The organism is Plebeiibacterium sediminum, from assembly GCF_026013605.1.
Lineage (GTDB): Bacteria > Bacteroidota > Bacteroidia > Bacteroidales > Marinilabiliaceae > Saccharicrinis > Saccharicrinis sediminus.
Map to the genome: position 1 here is coordinate 35252 of NZ_JAPDPJ010000003.1, position 18921 is coordinate 54172.

Annotated in this window: 16 protein-coding genes; 12 read left to right on the forward strand and 4 right to left on the reverse strand. The window is 32.4% G+C overall.

Going from position 1 to position 18921, the window contains the following annotated elements:
* Window positions 1-243: 243 nt before the first annotated feature.
* Together OM075_RS02755 and odhB are read left to right on the forward strand one after the other, a co-directional pair.
* Complete coding sequence (locus OM075_RS02755) at window positions 244-3063, forward strand: 2-oxoglutarate dehydrogenase E1 component (RefSeq protein WP_301188938.1); 2820 nt, start codon at window positions 244-246, stop codon at window positions 3061-3063.
* Window positions 3064-3154: 91 nt separating this feature from the next.
* Window positions 3155-4417 (forward strand): 2-oxoglutarate dehydrogenase complex dihydrolipoyllysine-residue succinyltransferase, encoded by a 1263-nt coding sequence (gene odhB, locus OM075_RS02760; RefSeq protein ID WP_301188939.1) that lies wholly within the window; start codon window positions 3155-3157, stop codon window positions 4415-4417.
* 104 nt (window positions 4418-4521) lie between these two features.
* Here odhB and OM075_RS02765 read toward each other — a convergent pair whose 3' ends face one another.
* The gene (locus tag OM075_RS02765) at window positions 4522-4983 is read right to left on the reverse strand and encodes a DUF4293 domain-containing protein (RefSeq protein ID WP_301188940.1); all 462 of its coding nucleotides are present in this window, start codon (window positions 4981-4983) and stop codon (window positions 4522-4524) included.
* Window positions 4984-5077: 94 nt separating this feature from the next.
* Here OM075_RS02765 and OM075_RS02770 point away from each other — a divergent pair, with 94 nt between their 5' ends.
* Window positions 5078-5230: a hypothetical protein gene (locus OM075_RS02770; RefSeq protein WP_301188941.1), complete on the forward strand. Its 153-nt coding sequence runs from the start codon at window positions 5078-5080 to the stop codon at window positions 5228-5230.
* 80 nt (window positions 5231-5310) lie between these two features.
* Here OM075_RS02770 and OM075_RS02775 read toward each other — a convergent pair whose 3' ends face one another.
* Entirely contained in the window at window positions 5311-5433 is a 123-nt protein-coding gene (locus tag OM075_RS02775) for a hypothetical protein (protein WP_301188942.1), read from the reverse strand.
* A gap of 125 nt (window positions 5434-5558) precedes the next feature.
* Between OM075_RS02775 and OM075_RS02780 the strand changes: the two genes are divergently transcribed.
* The 5 genes from OM075_RS02780 to OM075_RS02800 all read left to right on the forward strand — a co-directional run bounded on the left by OM075_RS02780 (window position 5559) and on the right by OM075_RS02800 (window position 10002).
* Window positions 5559-6488, forward strand: coding sequence for a nucleoside phosphorylase (locus OM075_RS02780; RefSeq protein WP_301188943.1), 930 nt, complete (start codon window positions 5559-5561; stop codon window positions 6486-6488).
* Window positions 6489-6528: 40 nt separating this feature from the next.
* Window positions 6529-7380: a transglutaminase-like domain-containing protein gene (locus tag OM075_RS02785; RefSeq protein WP_301188944.1), complete on the forward strand. Its 852-nt coding sequence runs from the start codon at window positions 6529-6531 to the stop codon at window positions 7378-7380.
* Window positions 7381-7461: 81 nt separating this feature from the next.
* Entirely contained in the window at window positions 7462-8925 is a 1464-nt protein-coding gene (locus tag OM075_RS02790; RefSeq protein ID WP_301188945.1) for an aminoacyl-histidine dipeptidase, read from the forward strand.
* Between the two features lie 176 nt (window positions 8926-9101).
* Window positions 9102-9476, forward strand: a complete 375-nt coding sequence (locus tag OM075_RS02795; RefSeq protein WP_301188946.1) for a hypothetical protein — start codon at window positions 9102-9104, stop codon at window positions 9474-9476.
* Window positions 9477-9567: 91 nt separating this feature from the next.
* Complete coding sequence (locus OM075_RS02800; protein WP_301188947.1) at window positions 9568-10002, forward strand: hypothetical protein; 435 nt, start codon at window positions 9568-9570, stop codon at window positions 10000-10002.
* A gap of 31 nt (window positions 10003-10033) precedes the next feature.
* Here the strand turns inward: OM075_RS02800 and OM075_RS02805 are convergent, their stop codons facing one another.
* Together OM075_RS02805 and OM075_RS02810 are read right to left on the reverse strand one after the other, a co-directional pair.
* Window positions 10034-10501 (reverse strand): heme-binding domain-containing protein, encoded by a 468-nt coding sequence (locus OM075_RS02805; RefSeq protein ID WP_301188948.1) that lies wholly within the window; start codon window positions 10499-10501, stop codon window positions 10034-10036.
* Between the two features lie 87 nt (window positions 10502-10588).
* Window positions 10589-10981, reverse strand: a complete 393-nt coding sequence (locus tag OM075_RS02810; protein WP_301188949.1) for a heme-binding domain-containing protein — start codon at window positions 10979-10981, stop codon at window positions 10589-10591.
* A gap of 352 nt (window positions 10982-11333) precedes the next feature.
* On the opposite strand from OM075_RS02810, the gene OM075_RS02815 reads away from it, so the two are divergent.
* The 4 genes from OM075_RS02815 to corA all read left to right on the forward strand — a co-directional run bounded on the left by OM075_RS02815 (window position 11334) and on the right by corA (window position 18873).
* Window positions 11334-11942 (forward strand): NAD(P)H-dependent oxidoreductase, encoded by a 609-nt coding sequence (locus OM075_RS02815; RefSeq protein ID WP_301188950.1) that lies wholly within the window; start codon window positions 11334-11336, stop codon window positions 11940-11942.
* Between the two features lie 271 nt (window positions 11943-12213).
* A complete protein-coding gene (locus tag OM075_RS02820; protein WP_301188951.1) occupies window positions 12214-16554 on the forward strand; it encodes a CusA/CzcA family heavy metal efflux RND transporter in 4341 nt (1446 codons plus the stop codon).
* A 6-nt stretch (window positions 16555-16560) separates the two neighbouring features.
* Window positions 16561-17673 carry an efflux RND transporter periplasmic adaptor subunit gene (locus OM075_RS02825; RefSeq protein WP_301188952.1) on the forward strand — a complete coding sequence of 371 codons (1113 nt, stop codon included), beginning with the start codon at window positions 16561-16563 and terminating at the stop codon, window positions 17671-17673.
* 135 nt (window positions 17674-17808) lie between these two features.
* Window positions 17809-18873 (forward strand): magnesium/cobalt transporter CorA, encoded by a 1065-nt coding sequence (gene corA, locus OM075_RS02830; RefSeq protein WP_301188953.1) that lies wholly within the window; start codon window positions 17809-17811, stop codon window positions 18871-18873.
* Window positions 18874-18921 lie beyond the last annotated feature (48 nt).

The following is an 18921-nucleotide window of genomic DNA, read 5'->3' on the forward strand; positions in this document are numbered from 1 at the left end:
TTGAGGTGTGAATACAACATGAGAATTTAAAATCAGTAAATCATCTTAAGGAGATTTGAGACGTTATGCAAAAAATCGAGTAAATAAAAAAATTTTATTTGATGTTATGAAAGTCTACAATTTGCAATGTTTTTAAAATCTAATTACTTTAATTTGATCATTCATTTACATATTTTATATCTTGTGTTAATAATATTCTCTTTAAAGAGTTAAGAGATACACCTATTATAAGAATTTAAATCTATGGAAGACTTTTCTTTTGTTGGGAATAGTGAAATTGGGACTATAGAACAATTGTACCAAAGTTATCTTGAAGACCCAGAGTCTGTTGATAAAAGCTATCAGTTGTTTTTTAAGGGATTTGATTTTGCTCGTAAAAATTATGATGCTCCGGTAAATACCGGTGTAGTAAAAGAATTTAATGTAGCCAACCTTATTCATGGCTACCGTCAAAGAGGACATTTATTTACAAAAACAAATCCTGTACGTCAGCGTCGTCAGTATTTTCCTTCTTTAGATGTTGAAAACTTTGGCTTAGAAAAAGCTGATTTGGAGATGGAGTTTGAAGCCGGATCTAAATTAGGACTTGGAAAGGCCAAGCTAAAAGATATTATTGCGCATCTTCAGCAAACCTATTGTGAATCAGTAGGTGTTGAGTATCTGTATATTCGTCATCCGGAGGTTGTGGAGTGGTTAAAGCATAAAATGGAAACGGTTAAAAACACACCAGATTTCGATGTTGCAAAGAAAAAGCGTATTTATGATCAGTTGAAGGCTGCAGCTGGATTTGAGAGTTTTATACATAAAAAGTTTGTAGGTCAGAAGAGATTCTCCATTGAAGGGTCTGAGGTTATTATTCCTGGGTTACAGGCTTTAATTAATAGAGGAGCAGAACTAGGTGTTGAGGAAGTCATGATTGGTATGGCTCACCGTGGACGATTAAATGTTTTGGCCAATATTTTAAAGAAACCATATAAAAATATCTTTAAGGAGTTTGTTGGAGATGAATACGCTGAAGGAATTTCATTAGGTGATGTTAAATACCATTTAGGTTATCAGAATGATGTTGAAACCCGCAGTGGTCAAAAAGTAAGAGTAAACCTGGCGCCAAACCCATCACACCTTGAAACTGTTGGTCCTATCATTGAAGGAATAACAAGATCAAAAATCAATAATAAATATAATGATGATTACAATAAGGCTATTCCTGTCGTAATTCATGGAGATGCTGCAATTGCAGCTCAGGGAGTAGTTTATGAGGTGATTCAGATGAGCCAGTTAAAAGGTTATAAAACTGGCGGTACTATTCATATTGTAATCAATAACCAGGTTGGATTTACAACTAACTATCTGGATGCCCGATCAAGTACTTATTGTACAGATGTGGGTAAAGTAACCCGTAGCCCGGTTTTTCATGTTAATGGAGATGATGCTGAAGCAATAGTGTATGCTTTAGAACTGGCTGTGGAATTCAGACAAAAGTTTAATACTGATGTATTTGTAGATGTTCTTTCGTATCGAAAATATGGTCATAATGAGGGTGATGAACCAAGGTTTACTCAACCAACTTTATATAAGGCTATATCAAAACATCCGAATCCAAGAGATATTTATGCAGATAAACTGTTGGAGCAAAATATTTTCTCAAAAACAGAAATTAACGATCTACAAAACAATTTCAATCAATATTTAGAACAACAGTTAGAAGATTCTAAAAAAATTGATAAGGTTGTTATACAACGATTTTTAGAAGATGACTGGGTAGATTACAGATACCCTGATCCGGGTGATTTTGTTACACCAATAAAAACCGGAGTTGATGAGAAAACAATTTTATCATTAAGTGAAAAGCTAACCAGTTTGCCTGATGATAAGCCATTTTTTAAGAAAGCGGTAAAAATATTAGAGGATCGTAAAAAAATGGTTGCCGAAGATCGTTTGGATTGGGCAATGGGAGAATTACTGGCTTATGCTACTTTGGTTACAGAAGGTAGTCCGGTTCGTTTAAGCGGACAGGATAGTGTAAGAGGTACTTTTGCGCATCGTCATGCAGGATTGGTTATTCAGGATTCTGAGGAACTTTATTTTCCGCTTAAAAACTTGTCTGAAGGTCAGGCTCCATTTCATGTTTATAACTCATTATTATCTGAATATGGTGTTATGGGTTATGAATACGGATATGCATTAGCTACACCTAAGGGATTAACAATCTGGGAAGCTCAGTTTGGTGATTTCTATAATGTAGCACAGGTTATTATTGATCAATATATTAGTTCTGCTGAGGAAAAATGGGGATTGATGAACGGTTTGGTTCTGTTTTTACCTCATGGATTTGAAGGGCAGGGACCGGAACATTCAAGTGCACGTATTGAACGATTTTTATCATTGGCAGCCAATAATAATATGCAGGTGGTCAACTGTACTACTCCGGCCAACTTCTTCCATTTATTACGACGTCAGGTGAAACGTGATATCAGAATTCCTTTGGTGGCATTTACACCAAAGAGTTTACTGCGTCATCCTAAATGTACTTCTAAAGTCAGTGATATAGTTGAAGGAGGCTTTGAGGAAGTAATTGATGATGATAATGTAAAAGTTGACAAAGTAAAAAGAGTAGTATTCTGCTCCGGTAAGATTTATTACGACTTATTGGCTCGTAAAGAGGAGTTGGATGCCAGGGATATTGCTTTGATCAGAATAGAGCAATTGCACCCATTCCCCAAAGATAAGTTGGATGCTGTAGTGGCAAAATATAAAAATGCCATATTGCACCTTTGGGTACAGGAAGAGCCTGAAAATATGGGAGCATGGAAATACATTAGAGGAATGTTTAAAGGTGTAAGCCTGATTCCTGTAGCCCGTTTAGCAAGTGGAAGTCCGGCAACAGGATTAAACGGTCTTCATATGGTAGGGCAGAAGGAAATAGTAGATAAAATATTTAAAAAGTGTCATTGCGAACTGCATAATAAATATTGTGGCTTACAATGTGTAGATGGAAAAGACCGCAAGGAAATCCTTAAACAACATAAATATTTTTCGAAAAAATCCCGTTTCTCTATTTAATGATACCCACTCTTTAAATTGCTTTAAAGACAAGGAATCAATTTGAGAACAGGTAATAATTGATAGTAAAGAAAGGTTAAATAAACAAGTCATGATAATTGAAATAAAAGTTCCATCACCAGGAGAATCTATTACCGAAGTTGAGATAGCCAGCTGGTTGGTAAATGATGGTGATATAGTAACACAAGATCAGGAATTGGCTGAAATTGAATCTGATAAGGCCACCTTAACCATAAATGCTGATAAAGCAGGAAAAATAAAAATTGTATTAGAAGCTGGAGAAACCGTTGCTGTAGGCGAAGTTGCCTGCACCATTGATACATCGGTGGCTCCCGAAGAAGGGACAGTTTCTGAGGTGAAAGAAGAACAAACAAAAGAATCGCCTGCTGTTGAATCAAAGCCTGCTGCAAAAGCTTCAAGTGAGAAGAAACCTGTATCTGAAGAATTATCAAAGGTTAAAGTTTCGCCTGTAGCTCAAAATATAATGGAGGAAGAAGGGTGGACTGTTGAAGATGTTATCAATGGTCTGCACCGCATTTCTAAAAAGGAAATTCAAGCCATTAAGGAACAAGGGACGAGTAATGATTCAGCCAATGTTAAAGGGATTTCATCTGCCCCAAAGGAGCGTGAACTGGACCGTCAAAAAATGAGTTCTCTTCGTAAAAAACTTAGTGCACGTTTGGTTGCTGTAAAACAGGAAACTGCCATGTTAACTACTTTTAATGAGGTTGACATGAGTGAAATTATGGCAATGAGAAAGAAATATCAAAATGTTTTTGTTGAAAAGCATGGTGTTAAATTAGGTTTCATGTCATTCTTTATCAAAGCTTCTGCTTTAGCCATGAAAAAACATCCAATGGTTAATTCAATGATTGATGGTGATGAAATAGTAACACCTAATTATGTTGATGTTTCTGTTGCAGTTCAAACACCTAAAGGATTGATGGTTCCTGTTATCAGAAATGCAGAATCGTTGAGTTTGGCTCAGATAGAAGAAACGCTAAAACAGTTGGCTGTAAAGGCTCGTTCAGGAAAAATTAGTCTGGATGAAATGACAGGAGGTACTTTTACTGTTACCAATGGAGGCGTATTTGGTTCTATGTTGTCAACACCACTGATTAATCCGCCACAGTCTGCTATTTTAGGGATGCATAATATTGTTGACAGACCTATGGCTGTTAATGGGAAAGTTGAGATCAGACCAATTATGTATACTGCATTATCTTACGATCATCGTATTATTGATGGAAAAGATTCTGTAGGATTTTTAGTTACTCTGAAGAAGATGTTGGAAAAGCCAGAGTTAATGCTTACAGGAGGTGATGAATTGGAACGTTTGGTTTTAGATTTATAACCGAAGTGTAAAAATTGTATCAAAATAATTATCAGTTACCAGACTTCAGTACATAGTTTATATTTAATAATACTGTGTACTGAAATCTGAGTACTGTATGATGTTTATCGTATTCTATCCATAGATCTTACTAAAGCCTCATCTTTACCAATAGCTCTAAGTGCTAAAAAGTTTAATATAGCTCCGGCAATAGGAAATACCATCGTAACACTATATGTAAGACTCTGAGCATTTAATGCTTTCATCCCTACAGTTCCAAAATAATAAGTTAATGCTGTTGTACCGATTAGTAAACCAATATTGGCTGCACATAATCTGATTTGGATCATCCTCTTTTTAAATAAAAATATAGTAACCAACGAAACGGCAGGAGTAAGAAATAATAAAATACTTAACGCTATAGCAGAAATGCTTTTAGTAGTTTCTGTTGCTTCAATGGCGTTTATTCCTTTAAAATTTAATACATAAATTGTATCAGCAATAAATTCTATTTGATTTGTGAAAAACATAGATAGCCCAAAAGCTAATGCTATCAATAAATAAATACTTTGAATTCTTTGTATCATATCTAATTTTTTGGCAAAAATAGAAAGAAAATTCTTATGGCATTTGTTTTTTCTGATTAATCCTATGTGTTAATTGTCAAATTTCAATGGTTTTATGTGTTACTTTAAAGAAGGAGCTGACTCAATTATAGATTATAAACCATATACTTATGTTTATCCATTCAAAGGCTTAAAGCTTCCACCTTCATATAATGTAAAGGTGAAAAGTCATACAAATGTATGGGGGATGGGGATCATTAAACCATAAATATTCAAACTATAAATACCATTAATAAAGCAACAATATAAGTACAGCTCCTAATTTTTTTATCAGATTGATAATACATGCTATTTTATTTTATGTGAAGCTTCAACAAACAGAATTAATTTCCAAACTTTGTTCTTTTGAACAAGGTTTGTTTTCAGATATAGTGTTTGCTCACCTCTGTAAATTGATAATTCAGATTTCATAATGTTGTAGTTTTAAGTTTATAGAATAGAGTGATAGGGAAGAAGTTGAAGCATAAAGTTACAATAGAAGCAGAGGTAAAGTCAAATATATTTTAAGAAAGAAAAAGTACGATAGATCGTAATTTATGAAAAAAATAATACCTTTCGATGGTAAAATAAAACACGCATTTAAAGAAATGACAAAACGAATTGAAGAATCAGAATTAATAATAAATAATGATGGAAGTGTTTTCCATTTACATTTAAAACCAGGTGAATTAGCAGAAAATATAATATTGGTTGGTGACCCAGACAGAGTTAAGGTTGTAGCTTCCTATTTTGATGAGATAGAATTAGAAAAGCGTAACAGAGAGTTTGTAAGTACTACAGGTAAGTATAAAGGTAAACGTTTTTCAGTTGTAGCAACCGGTATTGGAACCGACAATATTGATATTGTAATGAACGAGCTGGATGCTTTGGTTAATGTTGATTTTGAAACCAGACAGGTTAAAGATCAGTTAACTACATTGAATCTTGTTAGAATTGGAACGTCAGGTTCGTTGCAAAAAGATTTACCTGTAGATTCATGCTTATTAAGTGAAAAAGCGATTGGTTTTGACGGTTTGTTAAATTTTTATGCAAATCGTGATACTGTGTCAGATATAGCTTTTGAAAATGATTTTAAAACTGCAGTTAATTGGAACGAAAAGTTGACATCACCCTATGTAGTTGATGCATCTTCAGAATTATTAGATAAGCTGTCAAATAATAATTTTAATACAGGAGTAACTATTTCGGCACCGGGATTTTATGGTCCGCAAGGAAGAATAATAAGATTAGGACTGGTAGATTCTGATATCAATGAAAAAATCAGTAATTTTATATATGAAAATTTCCGTATTACAAATTATGAAATGGAGTGTTCTGCTATATATGGTTTATCAAAATTATTAGGACATAGAGCAGCTACAGTTTGTGCCATAATAGCAAATAGAAAAGCAGGCGAGTATAGCAAGGATTATAAGCCGGTGATAAAAACATTGATTAAAAAGGTATTAGATAGTCTGGCAGAATAGACTGTTTAGTGTTGCAGAGAGGAAAAATTGATATTGAGTTATGGACAAAGACAAGGTACATGCACTAATTACATTGTTAGATGATCCCAATGAGATAGTTTTTAGTTCGGTTGAAGAGGCGTTGTTACAAGAAGAACTTGATGTTATTGTTGAGTTGGAAAAAGCCTGGGAAGGTTCTGAAAATGACATATTTCAAAGGCGTGTTGAAAATATAATTCATACACTTCAATTAAAGGATGTAAAGAGTGAGTTGCGCAAATGGGTAACTAACGGTGCTGAGAATTTATTATACGGAGCATTTTTGTTGGCAAAATACCAATATCCAGACCTAAATTATGATGAACTTAATCAACAGATTGATCGTTTGCGTAGGGATATTTGGTTAGAATTAAATGATCATTTAACCTCTATTGAAAAGGTTAGAATTATTAATCATGTACTTTTTGATATTCATCAATTTATACGAAATAGTTCTAATTTCTTTTCACCTCAGAATTCGTATATCAATGATGTAATGAGTTCTAAAAAAGGAAATCCTATATCTCTATCTATCATTTATTCAGTAATTTCACAACGTTTAGGATTGCCTATTTTTGGTGTTAATCTACCCAAAAACTTTATTTTATGCTATGTAGATGAAAATGCCATTAAAGAAGATGATGATATTTTGTTTTATATTAATCCTGTTAATAAAGGAGCTATTTTAGGCAGAAGAGAAATCGAGTATTTTTTAAAGCAGCAAAAACTACCTCCTAATGTTGAGTATTTTACACCATGTTCAAATCAAGATGTTATCAAACGTGTTTTAGTTAATTTAATTTATTCGTATGATAACCAGGGAAATGAACATAAGAAACATGAACTTCAGGAATTAATGAAGATATTTGATTAAGATAAGTCGATATATAAATGGGAAACAGGCTTTTATTGGGCCTGTTTTTTGTTACTATTGAATGGTAATAAATAAAAGCATATGAATTCATTAAATAAATTAGTACCAACAGATATATGGGGATATTTTCAAGAAATATGTAAAGTACCCCGACCGTCGAAAAAGGAAGAGCATATTATCCAGTATTTAATCAATTTTGCAGAAGAACATCAGTTAGAATATAAGAAAGATGAGATTGGTAATATTCTAATAAAAAAGCCAGCTTCACTAAATTGCGAAGAGGCTCCTTCTGTAGTTTTGCAGAGCCATATGGATATGGTATGTGAAAAGCATTCACATGTAAAACATGATTTTGAAAAAGATGCTATTATTCCTGTAATTGAAGATGGATGGGTGAAAGCTTCCGGCACAACATTAGGAGCTGATGATGGTATTGGTATTGCTGCACAGTTGGCAGTTTTGGCTTCCAACGAAATTAAGCATGGTCCCATAGAATGTTTGTTTACAGTTGATGAAGAAACCGGATTAACAGGAGCTTTTAATTTAAAGGATGGATTTTTTGAAAGTAAAATTCTTTTAAATCTTGACTCTGAGGATGAAGGAGAACTTTTTATAGGGTGTGCAGGAGGTTTGGATACCGTGGCAACTTTTGATATTGAAAAGGAAGAGGTTCCTGAAAAATATTTTGCGATAAACCTTCAAATCTCAGGATTGAAAGGTGGTCATTCTGGTGATGATATAGATAAAGGTTTGGGGAACGCTGTAAAATTATTAAATCGCTTTTTATGGCAGGCAGGTAGAGAGTATAATTTGCGTGTATATAGTTTTACCGGAGGTAATTTGAGAAATGCTATTGCCAGGGAAGCTTCAGCAATTGCAGTAGTACCTGCTTCTCAAAAGGAACCGATAAGAGTTGCATTTAATATTTTTTATGATGAGGTTTGTTCTGAACTGGAACTAACAGAACCAGGAATAAAAATGCATTTGGAATCGTGTGATATTCCAGAGTATATATGGACAAAGCCATTTCAAACTAACTTTTTAAATGCCATTTATACTTGTCCTCATGGAGTGATTGAGATGAGTAGAAAAATAGAAGGATTAGTTGAAACCTCTACGAACCTGGCATCAATAAAACAAGTTGACGAACAGGTTGTTGTATCGACCAGTCAGCGAAGTTCAGTTGAAACAGCAAAAGAAAACGTTGCTGCAATGGTTCGAAGCTCATTTGAGTTGGCCGGAGCAGAAGTAAAACATGGAGAAGGTTATCCGGGATGGGAGCCAAATACAGATTCTCAAATTCTTAGAATAACCAGAGACTCTTACGAAGAATTATTTCAAACAAAACCGATTGTAAGAGCTATTCATGCAGGATTAGAATGTGGATTGTTTCTGGAAAAATATCCAGGACTGGATATGATTTCTTTTGGGCCAACCATTAAAGGAGCTCATTCACCTGATGAAAGACTTGAAATTGAAACCGTACAAAAATTCTGGGATCATTTACTGGATGTTTTATCTAAGATAGTACAGGAAGCGGTATAAGAATTCTTTACATATTTTGAGTTTAATCTTTAAATAATAAATCCTCAGTGTAGATTTTATATTCTGCCTGAGGGTTTTTTTATTCATTTTTAATGGGGATTTATGAATGAATTTACAATATGATTGAAATTTTAGATAATTTAGATTTTGAAAAAGAATGTTTATTAGCAAAGTAAATGAATCATAAATTCAAATATATATTTGATAGTAAATCCAGAGTTTTAACTAAACATTATTTTGGGCCAATTACTATTAATGATATAGAGTCTTCGTGGGAATATGCATTTCAAAATGCATTAATACCTAAAGAAACCATTGGATTTATTGTTGATTACCGAAACGCAAGTCTGCATATCAGAATAGATGAATATACTGCTATCTCTAATTTCTATAAAAAGCATCTGGAGGTATTTGGAGATTGTAAAATTGGCGTATTAACAGAAGTACCACGAGATGTTGTAATACCAATGTTAGTTCAAAGCGAAGATGAAGGATATAGTTCTAAACCCTTTAGTACATTGGAATCTGCTATTGAATGGGTGTTAAGTTGATGGTTTTACACTTTCATTTTATTGTAAGATGTATATATTTAAGTAATACTAGTTCTTAAAATCTTACCTTTGTGTAAAATCTAACGATAATATGAAGAATGAAAGAATAGCTAACGTTGCAAATTATTTAGCTGCAGCAGTTGCATTATATATGGGTACTCTTTACCTGACAGCAAATAGTTTTATGTCTTATCATAGCGAAGCTGTTTCACATCCATGGAGTGAAGTAGAAAGCAGTTTTCAATGTTTAATTTTAGCATTAATGAGAGTTGTGGCAGGGGGATTTATAGCTACTGCAATTGTTATTGCTGTACTTCAAAAAAAGTTTACTTCAGATAGAAAATTATGGATTAGCTCTTTAATATTAATACAAGGCCTTATTGTTACTTTAACAAGTACTTATGCAACACTTATAATTAGGCTGCATACACCAGGAAAACCTCCTACATATCTGGCTATTGCTATTGGTGCATTGTTAATTATTGGGTTTATATTTAATTATAGAACACTTAAAAGTAATAAGTAAAAAAACTGCTGTATGTTGAGTTAAATTCAACTCATTGCTTATTTTCTTTTAATAATAATTCAGAATATTGACTAGTCCAGTCGCAGAGTGTTTTTATTTGCTCTTCACTTAATTTTGCCTCATTATGAATTAATGAATAAGCTTTCAATGGCATCTTTTTATCTTTGACTTCTTCGCAGATTTCATCAAGAATGGCAATCTTATCATATACATCCATTGATTTCCAGTTTGAGAAATTAAGTTCCTCTTTACCTTCATTTATATGACCGTTAATAATCCATGATACTGGTGAAATTTTATGATACCAATGATAATTAGTTTGATTTGAGTGGCAATCAAAACAAGATACCGAAAGCATATTTTTAACTGTATCTGCAATTGAGGTTTCATTTATAATATGATTTTCACCAATACCCATTGAGTTTTTTGCAGGTTGAAAAAACTGAATCAATATAAGTATAACGGGTATGGCAAATAATTTATATTTTTTCAAGTTCATCTTTATCTATTTGAAAAATTAATTTACCCTCTACACATTATTTTTTCTAAGATAAATATATAGAGGTAATGTTAAATATCCATTTGATTATTCGCTTGTTAATTCGGAATTAATCCATTCGAAAACTATTTTTTTTTCATCTTCAGATAACTGTTTTTCCGGGAAGTTTTTTGTGTATTTTTTTGGAGGCATTTTATCTTCTTTAATCTCTTTTTCAATTTTTTTTAGAGAGGCAATTTTCTTAACGTCTTTAAGTTCATCTAATTTATCAAAGCTAAGTTTTCCTTTGGCAAGAATTTTTTTAGAATCACTATGATGACATTCAAAACATGATCTTTTTAATATAGATTTAGCATCAGTGGGGATTTCATATACTTCTGATGGTTTTAAATGAGAATCAGCTTTTTTATTTTCAACTTTTGAAAAACTAAATAACATCAATATTGCTATTGAACCACAAAATAATTTTATGTTATGCATATCTGGTAGTTTTTGGTTTGTAAACAGAATTATATTTAATACATGATTATTAAACTTAAAGAATAAGTTTGGTTCATCTAAATATAATAATATTAAGTAGATATGTAAAGAATCTATTGAAATCAATTACCATATGTGCAAATATGATTTTATGATAGATTTTAGGAATTGTGTCTACCAGATTTATTCGTATACAATTATAAATTACCCATTGTATATGGTGTTGTAATGGGATGTAGATTTAAGATAAGAACGGATTTTTATAATATTCTACCGAAAAATAGTAATCTATAACTTCATCAATTCTTACATCTTTGTGATATAGAAAAAAGAATAAAGCAAAAATATAATTATGAAAATTTTAATCGTTAAATATTTACCGTCATCAGAAAAATCAAATACGCTTAAACTTTTAAATCATTTAAAAGAACAATTAGGTAATCATGCATATACAGAATTGGATTTAATTCAAAATCCACCAATGTTCCATAGTGAGTTAAGTATGGATGCCTATAAAACCAGAAACTTTGGTGGTGAGAGCCTGAACTCAGCGCAACAACATGCGATTCAACCTATGGATGATATGACACAACAATTTGTTGAAGCAGACCTGATTGTTTTAGTAACACCAATGCATAATTTTTCGTTGCCAGGAATTGTTAAAACGTATTTTGATGCAGTGATGCAAAGTGGGCGTGCCTTTAAATATGAAGGAGAAAACCAAATAGGATTGATGGATAAATCGAAGTTTTTGACCATTTATACAAGTATGGGATCCTATAAAGGTGGATATGGTTTTATGGATAATTTGAGAACAATTACAAAAATTGAGCTTGATTTTATGGGTTTTAAAGAATATGAATTTATTCATGCAGCTACAGGTAATAAAACCACTTATGATTTTCATATTGATAAGGCTAAAAATAAAATTACTTCAATTTGTGAATTATGGTTGAATTAAAACAAGTTGTATAATACAACACAGCATTTTACTTTTACTCACATCAACTAAAAAAGAAGAAGCTGAATGTTCTTAACGAACATTCGGCTTTTTTTATACTTTATAATCAAGGATTGATCACTTCTCTCAAATTATTTTAAATTTTACCTAAATACCTTTAATGATTATAATTACCATTCAAATTATAAAGTGAAAAATTCAATAATATTCTGAATATCACTCGACAATATCTAATAATATTTTTAAATTTAGTTCAACCTAATTTGAAGATATGCTCGAAAAAATAATAAGTTTTAGTATACGAAATAAACTCATCGTAATCCTTTTTACACTTACTATTGTAGGATTTGGATTATTCTCAATTTATAAAATACCCGTAGGTACCGTTCCTGATATTACCAATAATCAGGTGCAGGTTATAACCACTTCAGGAAATTTATCAACTCAGGAAATAGAACAGTTTATCACTACCCCGGTTGAGATGGAGATGGCAAATTTGCCAGGGGTTTTAGAGATTCGTTCAATATCTAAATTTGGAATCTCATTGGTAACAGTAGTTTTTGAGGAAAATCTAGGAACTTTTTTACCCAGACAATTGATTGCAGAAAAAATTAAAAATGCATCAGAATTAATCCCGGAAAGCTACGGAACTCCTGAGATGGGGCCTATATCAACCGGATTGGGTGAGATCTATCAGTATATATTGGACGTGAAACCGGGTTATGAAAAAAATTACTCACCAATGGATTTACGTACCATTCAGGATTGGATTGTGAAACGCCGTTTGACTGGTGTTACCGGAGTAGTGGAAGTAAATAGTTGGGGTGGTTATTTAAAACAATACGAAGTTGCCATAGATCCTTTATTATTAAAAAGTCTGGATGTTAGTTTGATGGAGGTTTATGATGCTTTAGAAAAAAATAATAACATCAGCGGAGGTTCTTATATCGAAAAAAATAATCAAAGTTATTTTATACGAGGCGATGGGCAAATTAAAAGTATTGAAGATATAAAGAATATTGTTGTAACATCTCATGCCGGAGTTCCGGTTTATGTTAGAGATGTGGCAAAAGTGCATTTTGGTCATGCTAATCGTTTTGGAGCTATTACAGCAAACGGAAAAGGTGAAACGATCCTTGGACAGGTTATGATGCTTAAAAATGCCAATTCAAAAGAGGTTATTAATGCTGTTAAGGAGCGTGTTGATGAAATTCAAAAAAACTTACCTGAAGGCGTATTCATTAATCCGGTTTTAGAACGAGGAGAGCTTATTGCAAAAACCTCTTTTACTGTTGCTGAAAATCTAATTCTAGGTGCATTAATAGTTTTTATTACGGTTTTAATATTGTTGGGCAACATGCGCTCGGCTCTGGTTATTGCCTCAATGATTCCTTTGGCTTTGCTGTTTACAATTTCTATGATGTATATTTTTGGTATTGATGCCAATCTGATGAGTCTTGGAGCTCTTGACTTTGGTATTATCATCGATGGAGCTGTAATTATTGTTGAATATATTGTGCTGCGGATGAGTCAGATGACAAAGGAGGCTGCTGGTATTAATGGTGAGCAGCGCCGTGAATTTTCGGATCAGATTTCTGAAGAGGGAGCTTCCAAAATGATGAAGTCAGCCATTTTTGGTCAAATTATCATCTTAATTGTATTTATCCCTATTTTATCGCTTCAGGGTGTTGAAGGCAAAATGTTTCATCCTATGGCTTTAGCATTTTCATTTGCAATTATTGGAGCCATGATCATGGGATTAACCTGGCTTCCCGTTGCCTCTTCTCTATTTTTAAGACCAGGTGATCTAACTAAAAGAAACCTGTCCAAATGGATATTGGATCAGATTTATAAGTCATACTATCCGGTAATAAAATGGTCGTGTGAACATAAAAAGATAGTGCTTAGTGCTGCATTAATTTCATTAATTGTAACGGGTTTTCTCTTTTTTAAAATAGGAGGGGAGTTTGTGCCTACACTTGATGAAGGAGATTTTGTGATACAACCAGCTTTAAAAACCGGAACTTCTTTGTCGGAGACCATTCATATGACTACAAAAATGGAAAATATATTAATAAAAGAGTTTCCTGATGAGGTTGATCAAATAGTTTGTCGTATTGGTGCTGCAGAAGTTCCTACAGATCCCATGTCAATGGAGGAAATTGATATGATTATTAAATTAAAACCAAAGAAACAATGGGTAAAGGCTGGTAAAAAAGAAGACTTAGCTGTCGCATTTAAAGAAGCGCTAAGTATTATTCCGGGTATTGACTATGAGTTTACTCAACCAATAGAAATGCGCTTTAATGAATTGATTACAGGAGTGAGATCTGATATTGCAATTAAAATTTATGGGGAGGATCTGGATTATATAAATGAAAAAGCCAATGAAATAAAGAAACTGGTTTCTGATATTCCGGGTGCGGGGGATGTTATATTAGAAAAAACAACAGGTTTGCCTCAAATTAAAGTAACTTATAACAGAAGTCAAATAGCTTATTATAATGTTGATGTGGATATGCTGAATACCTATTTATCAACTGCTTTTGGAGGAGAAATTGCCGGTGTTGTTTTTGAGGGTGAAAGACGTTTTGATATGGTGATGCGACTTCAAAATACAAATAGAACTGATATTGAAGATATTCGTAATTTGTTGGTTACAATTCCTTCCGGAACCGAGGTTCCTATGTCAGAATTTGCAGATATTCAATATACTAAAGGACCTGCAAAAATATCAAGAGATAATACCAGACGCCGGGTGGTTGTAAGTGTAAATGTGCGAAACAGAGATTTGCAATCAGTAGTAGACGATATAAGATTAAGGATAGATGAAAATATAAAATTACAACCAGGAAATTTTATAGAATATGGTGGTCAGTTTGAAAATCTTCAGAATGCAACCAAAAGATTATTAATTGCAGTTCCTGTAGCTTTACTACTTATATTTATATTTCTGCACTTTGCATTTCAATCTTTTAAAGATGCATTAATGATTTTTACTGCTATTCCTTTGGCAACGGTTGGTGGAGTTGTTTTATTATGGCTAAGGGGAATGCCTTTTAGTGTTTCAGCAGGCGTTGGTTTTATTGCATTGTTTGGTATCGCAGTTTTAAATGGAATCGTGCTGATTGAGCATTTAAAAGAGTTACAGGAAAAAGGTGGAGCTACCATGAGAGAAATTATTATTCAGGGTACAAAAGATCGTTTGCGTCCGGTATTGTTAACTGCAGGGGCTGCAGCTATGGGATTTTTACCAATGGCAATATCAACAGGAGCCGGAGCTGAAGTTCAAAGACCTTTGGCAACAGTAGTTATTGGAGGTTTAGTTACTTCAACCATGCTTACAATGATCGCTTTACCTCTGTTTTTTGAAATTTTTTATAATATAATCGGAATTAAATTATTTCCATTTAAACTGATAAGATCAAAGGGCATGTTAGTGTTGCTTTTATTATTGCCCGTATCAGCGTTATTTAGTCAGAATAATGAATTAAATCTTCAGCAATTAAGGCAAATCGCTCTTGAAAATAACAAGCAATTAAAAGCCTATGAGTTAAAATCAAAAGAGGCTCAAGCCATATTAAAAACATCCTTTTCTATACCTAAAACAGCGCTTAGCTATGGAACGGATGAAAACAATATCGCTGAAAATAATCATCCGTTAAAAGTGTGGGCGGTGGGTCAAGAGTTTGCTTTTCCTACTTTATACACCGCACAACGTAATGCCAATGAGTTTTTTTCATCAATGGCACAAACTAAATATGAGTTGGAGAAAAACAGAATATATAAAGAAGTATCCATCTCCTATTATCAATGTGTGTTTATAAATCGTAAAATAAATATATATAGACAATTAGATAGTGTATATACGGATTTATTGAAGCAGTTTGAGAGAAGGTATGAATTAAAAGATGCCAGCAGATTAGAATACTTGAATATTAAATCTAAGAAAAATGAAGTTTCTTATCTTCAAATGGAATTGGATGCTGATTATTTAAAATCATATCGCCAATTAAAAATGTTGATAAATAATGATTCGGATTTTACATTGCCTATAATAATGGAGGTTTTAACTCAAGGTGAGATGGGGTCCGATTCTGTTTTGATTTATAATTTGCTGCAACAAAAAAATACCTATGCTGAGTCGCTTGTTAAGGTGGAGCAAAATAAAGTATTACCTGAGTTTTCTGTTAATTATTTTATTGGGTCTAACTCATATGAAAATGCTAAGAATTATCAGGGATTTGAAGTAGGAGTATCCATTCCTGTATTCTACAAGAGTTATAGAAATACCATTAAATCGGCAAAATTAGCTTACGATGCACAAAAATATTTTTCAGAAACAGAAATGGATGAGGTAAAGCAAAAAATGCAAGAGCTTAATTCTGATAAACTCAAGTATGATATGAAAATAAAGCAATATCAGGAAACAGATTTGCCTTTAGCTGAAGAAATAAAACGAACAGCAATAAAAGCATATCAATTAAAAGAAATAGATTTTATGCGATTAGCTAATAGTTTGGAATCTGCATTTAAAATTGAATCAGATTATTACGAAAGCATCAATAACTATAACAAAGCACTACTAGAGATAATTTATTTTACAAAATAGCAGACTATGAAAAAGGATGTAATATATATATGGGCAGGAATTATATTTTTAGTAATGTCCTCTTGTTCTACCAAAACTTCTGTTGATGAAAACTCAGATACAGATCTAATAGAGATAACTAAAGATCAGTTTCAATCTGAGAAAATGTTGTTTGGCAAACCCGAGCAGTACCTTTTTGAAGAGAAAGTTCATTTCACAGGAAAAATTGTACCCAAAACGAATGGAATGGCCAAAATTAGTGTACCAGTTGGAGGAATAGTGAAGAATATAAATATTCAACCTGGAGAGTTGGTGAAAAAAGGTGAAAAAATCATGGCTATTGGCGGAAGTGCAATTATTGATTTACAACAACAATTTGCATCCTCAGCTGCCAAAATAAAACATTTAAAAGCGGATTACGATAGAGCTCAAATTTTATATAACGATAATATTAAAACAGAAAGTGAATTCCTGATCATTGAAAGTAATTATAAAGCTGAATTAGGGATCTACTCAGCTTTAAAATTAAAGCTACAAAGTATGGGAATAAATCTGGAAGAGATTCAAAAAGGATTGTATCAAAATAGCTATTGGGTTACTGCTCCAATAAAAGGGCAGGTGGTAAATTTTGATTTTAGTTTGGGACAATTTGTTTCTTCAGATCAGTATGCAGCAGAGATTGTAAACAATCATGAAATACAGTTGCAAATTGCTGTATTTGAAAAAGATTTACAACAAATGGGAATTGGACAGAAGGTTGTTTTTAGTTTGTTGGGTGATTCTATAGAATATCAAGGCCAAATCAATTTTATGAATCATATAATAGATGCCGATACTAAATCCTCATCATGTTATGCAGAAATTTATGATAAGGGTAAAAGTTTTGCGATTAATCAAATGGTAAATGGAAATGTAATAGTTGAGGCGGATTCAATAATTGCAGTACCAAATCAGGCAGTGGTTAGTGCCGGTGATCTGAATTTTGTATTGGTGAAGGAAGATGAGAATGAAAATACATTCCATCTACATAAAGTAGAAATAAGAACAGGTAGAGCTAATCAAGAATATGTTGAGTTATTAGGTTTTTCTGAGAATACAGAAATACTTATATCCGGAGGTTATAACTTGTTATCATTTTAAAGGTTGATATGTTTTTCCGTTTTGAGAGTAACTTATTGAGCAAAAAAATATCTTATTTTAAATACAGAATTGCATATTTCATGCTATATTTCAGATGTTATAATACATAAATATACACTGATTAAGATTTAAAATATGGCTAGGTTTCTGAAATCCAAAAAAGAATTAATTGGGATATCTCCGGATGATATATTATTTAAAGGAGAACAGAAAGTAGATAAAACCCGCCTAAGGTTAATAGATTACAATTTAGATGAATTCCATGAAATGGAATTAAATAGTATTAACGAAACTATCGAGTCTCTAAACGAAAATAACACTTCCTGGATTAATATTGATGGACTTCATGATACTTCCTTAATGAAGGAAATTTCATCTCATTTTAATATAGAAAACTACATCATTGCAGAAGTTTTAGAAACCCATAAGAGACCTAAAATTCATGATTATGATGACTATATAATGTTGTCAACTAAGATGCTGCAGTATAATGCAGAAACTGAAAAAATATTCAGTGAAAACCTGTCTATCATTTTTAATAACAATACTTTAATATCATTTCAGGAACGAGTAGGAGATTTTTTTGATCCGGTAAGAGAACGTATTCGAAAAAATCGAAGACGGATTAGAAATTCAGGGCCTGATTACCTTGCTTTTGCCTTGCTCGATATTGTTGTAGATAACTATATTCATACAGTTAGTTTGTTAGGTGAAAAAATTGAGGAATTGGATGATGAGTTAATTAGACAGCCATCTACAGATAATCTTGAAAAAATAAATAAATATAAAGTTGAAGTTAGTTATTTAAGAAAGACAATAAAACCATGCAGAGAGATGATTTTAGGCTTATGTAAATTAGATTCAGAATTAATCAGTGATCAAATTCAAAGTCACCTGCATGAACTTCAGAATAATATTGAATTGGCTAATGAATCCATTGATAACTATAGAGATATCCTATCTGATCAGTTAAATATTTTTCATACTACTGTAGCTTATAAATTGAATGATATTCTTAAGTTTCTGACTATATTTTCTGTTATTTTTATTCCAATTACATTTATTGCAGGTATTTATGGAACTAATTTCGATTATATACCGGAGTTACATTATAAATACAGTTACTTTATTATGTGGGGAGCCATTTTATCAACAGTAATAGTAATGATCACGTATTTCAAAAGAAAAAAATGGTTCTAGTTTTAGTTAATAAAGGAATAAAATACTAGGCAATATTGTTACTTTCTT

Bases quoted from the DNA above. Each gene is read 5' to 3' on its own strand.
- OM075_RS02765 (WP_301188940.1), bottom strand. From the start codon at position 4,983: ATGATACAAAGAATTCAAAGTATTTATTTATTGATAGCATTAGCTTTT.
- OM075_RS02825 (WP_301188952.1), top strand. From the start codon at position 16,561: ATGAAAAAGGATGTAATATATATATGGGCAGGAATTATATTTTTAGTA.
- OM075_RS02805 (WP_301188948.1), bottom strand. From the start codon at position 10,501: ATGAACTTGAAAAAATATAAATTATTTGCCATACCCGTTATACTTATA.
- OM075_RS02820 (WP_301188951.1), top strand. From the start codon at position 12,214: ATGCTCGAAAAAATAATAAGTTTTAGTATACGAAATAAACTCATCGTA.
- OM075_RS02800 (WP_301188947.1), top strand. From the start codon at position 9,568: ATGAAGAATGAAAGAATAGCTAACGTTGCAAATTATTTAGCTGCAGCA.
- OM075_RS02810 (WP_301188949.1), bottom strand. From the start codon at position 10,981: ATGCATAACATAAAATTATTTTGTGGTTCAATAGCAATATTGATGTTA.
- OM075_RS02790 (WP_301188945.1), top strand. From the start codon at position 7,462: ATGAATTCATTAAATAAATTAGTACCAACAGATATATGGGGATATTTT.
- OM075_RS02815 (WP_301188950.1), top strand. From the start codon at position 11,334: ATGAAAATTTTAATCGTTAAATATTTACCGTCATCAGAAAAATCAAAT.
- OM075_RS02755 (WP_301188938.1), top strand. From the start codon at position 244: ATGGAAGACTTTTCTTTTGTTGGGAATAGTGAAATTGGGACTATAGAA.
- corA (WP_301188953.1), top strand. From the start codon at position 17,809: ATGGCTAGGTTTCTGAAATCCAAAAAAGAATTAATTGGGATATCTCCG.
- OM075_RS02775 (WP_301188942.1), bottom strand. From the start codon at position 5,433: ATGAAATCTGAATTATCAATTTACAGAGGTGAGCAAACACTATATCTG.
- OM075_RS02785 (WP_301188944.1), top strand. From the start codon at position 6,529: ATGGACAAAGACAAGGTACATGCACTAATTACATTGTTAGATGATCCC.
- OM075_RS02780 (WP_301188943.1), top strand. From the start codon at position 5,559: ATGAAAAAAATAATACCTTTCGATGGTAAAATAAAACACGCATTTAAA.
- OM075_RS02795 (WP_301188946.1), top strand. From the start codon at position 9,102: ATGAATCATAAATTCAAATATATATTTGATAGTAAATCCAGAGTTTTA.
- odhB (WP_301188939.1), top strand. From the start codon at position 3,155: ATGATAATTGAAATAAAAGTTCCATCACCAGGAGAATCTATTACCGAA.
- OM075_RS02770 (WP_301188941.1), top strand. From the start codon at position 5,078: ATGTGTTACTTTAAAGAAGGAGCTGACTCAATTATAGATTATAAACCA.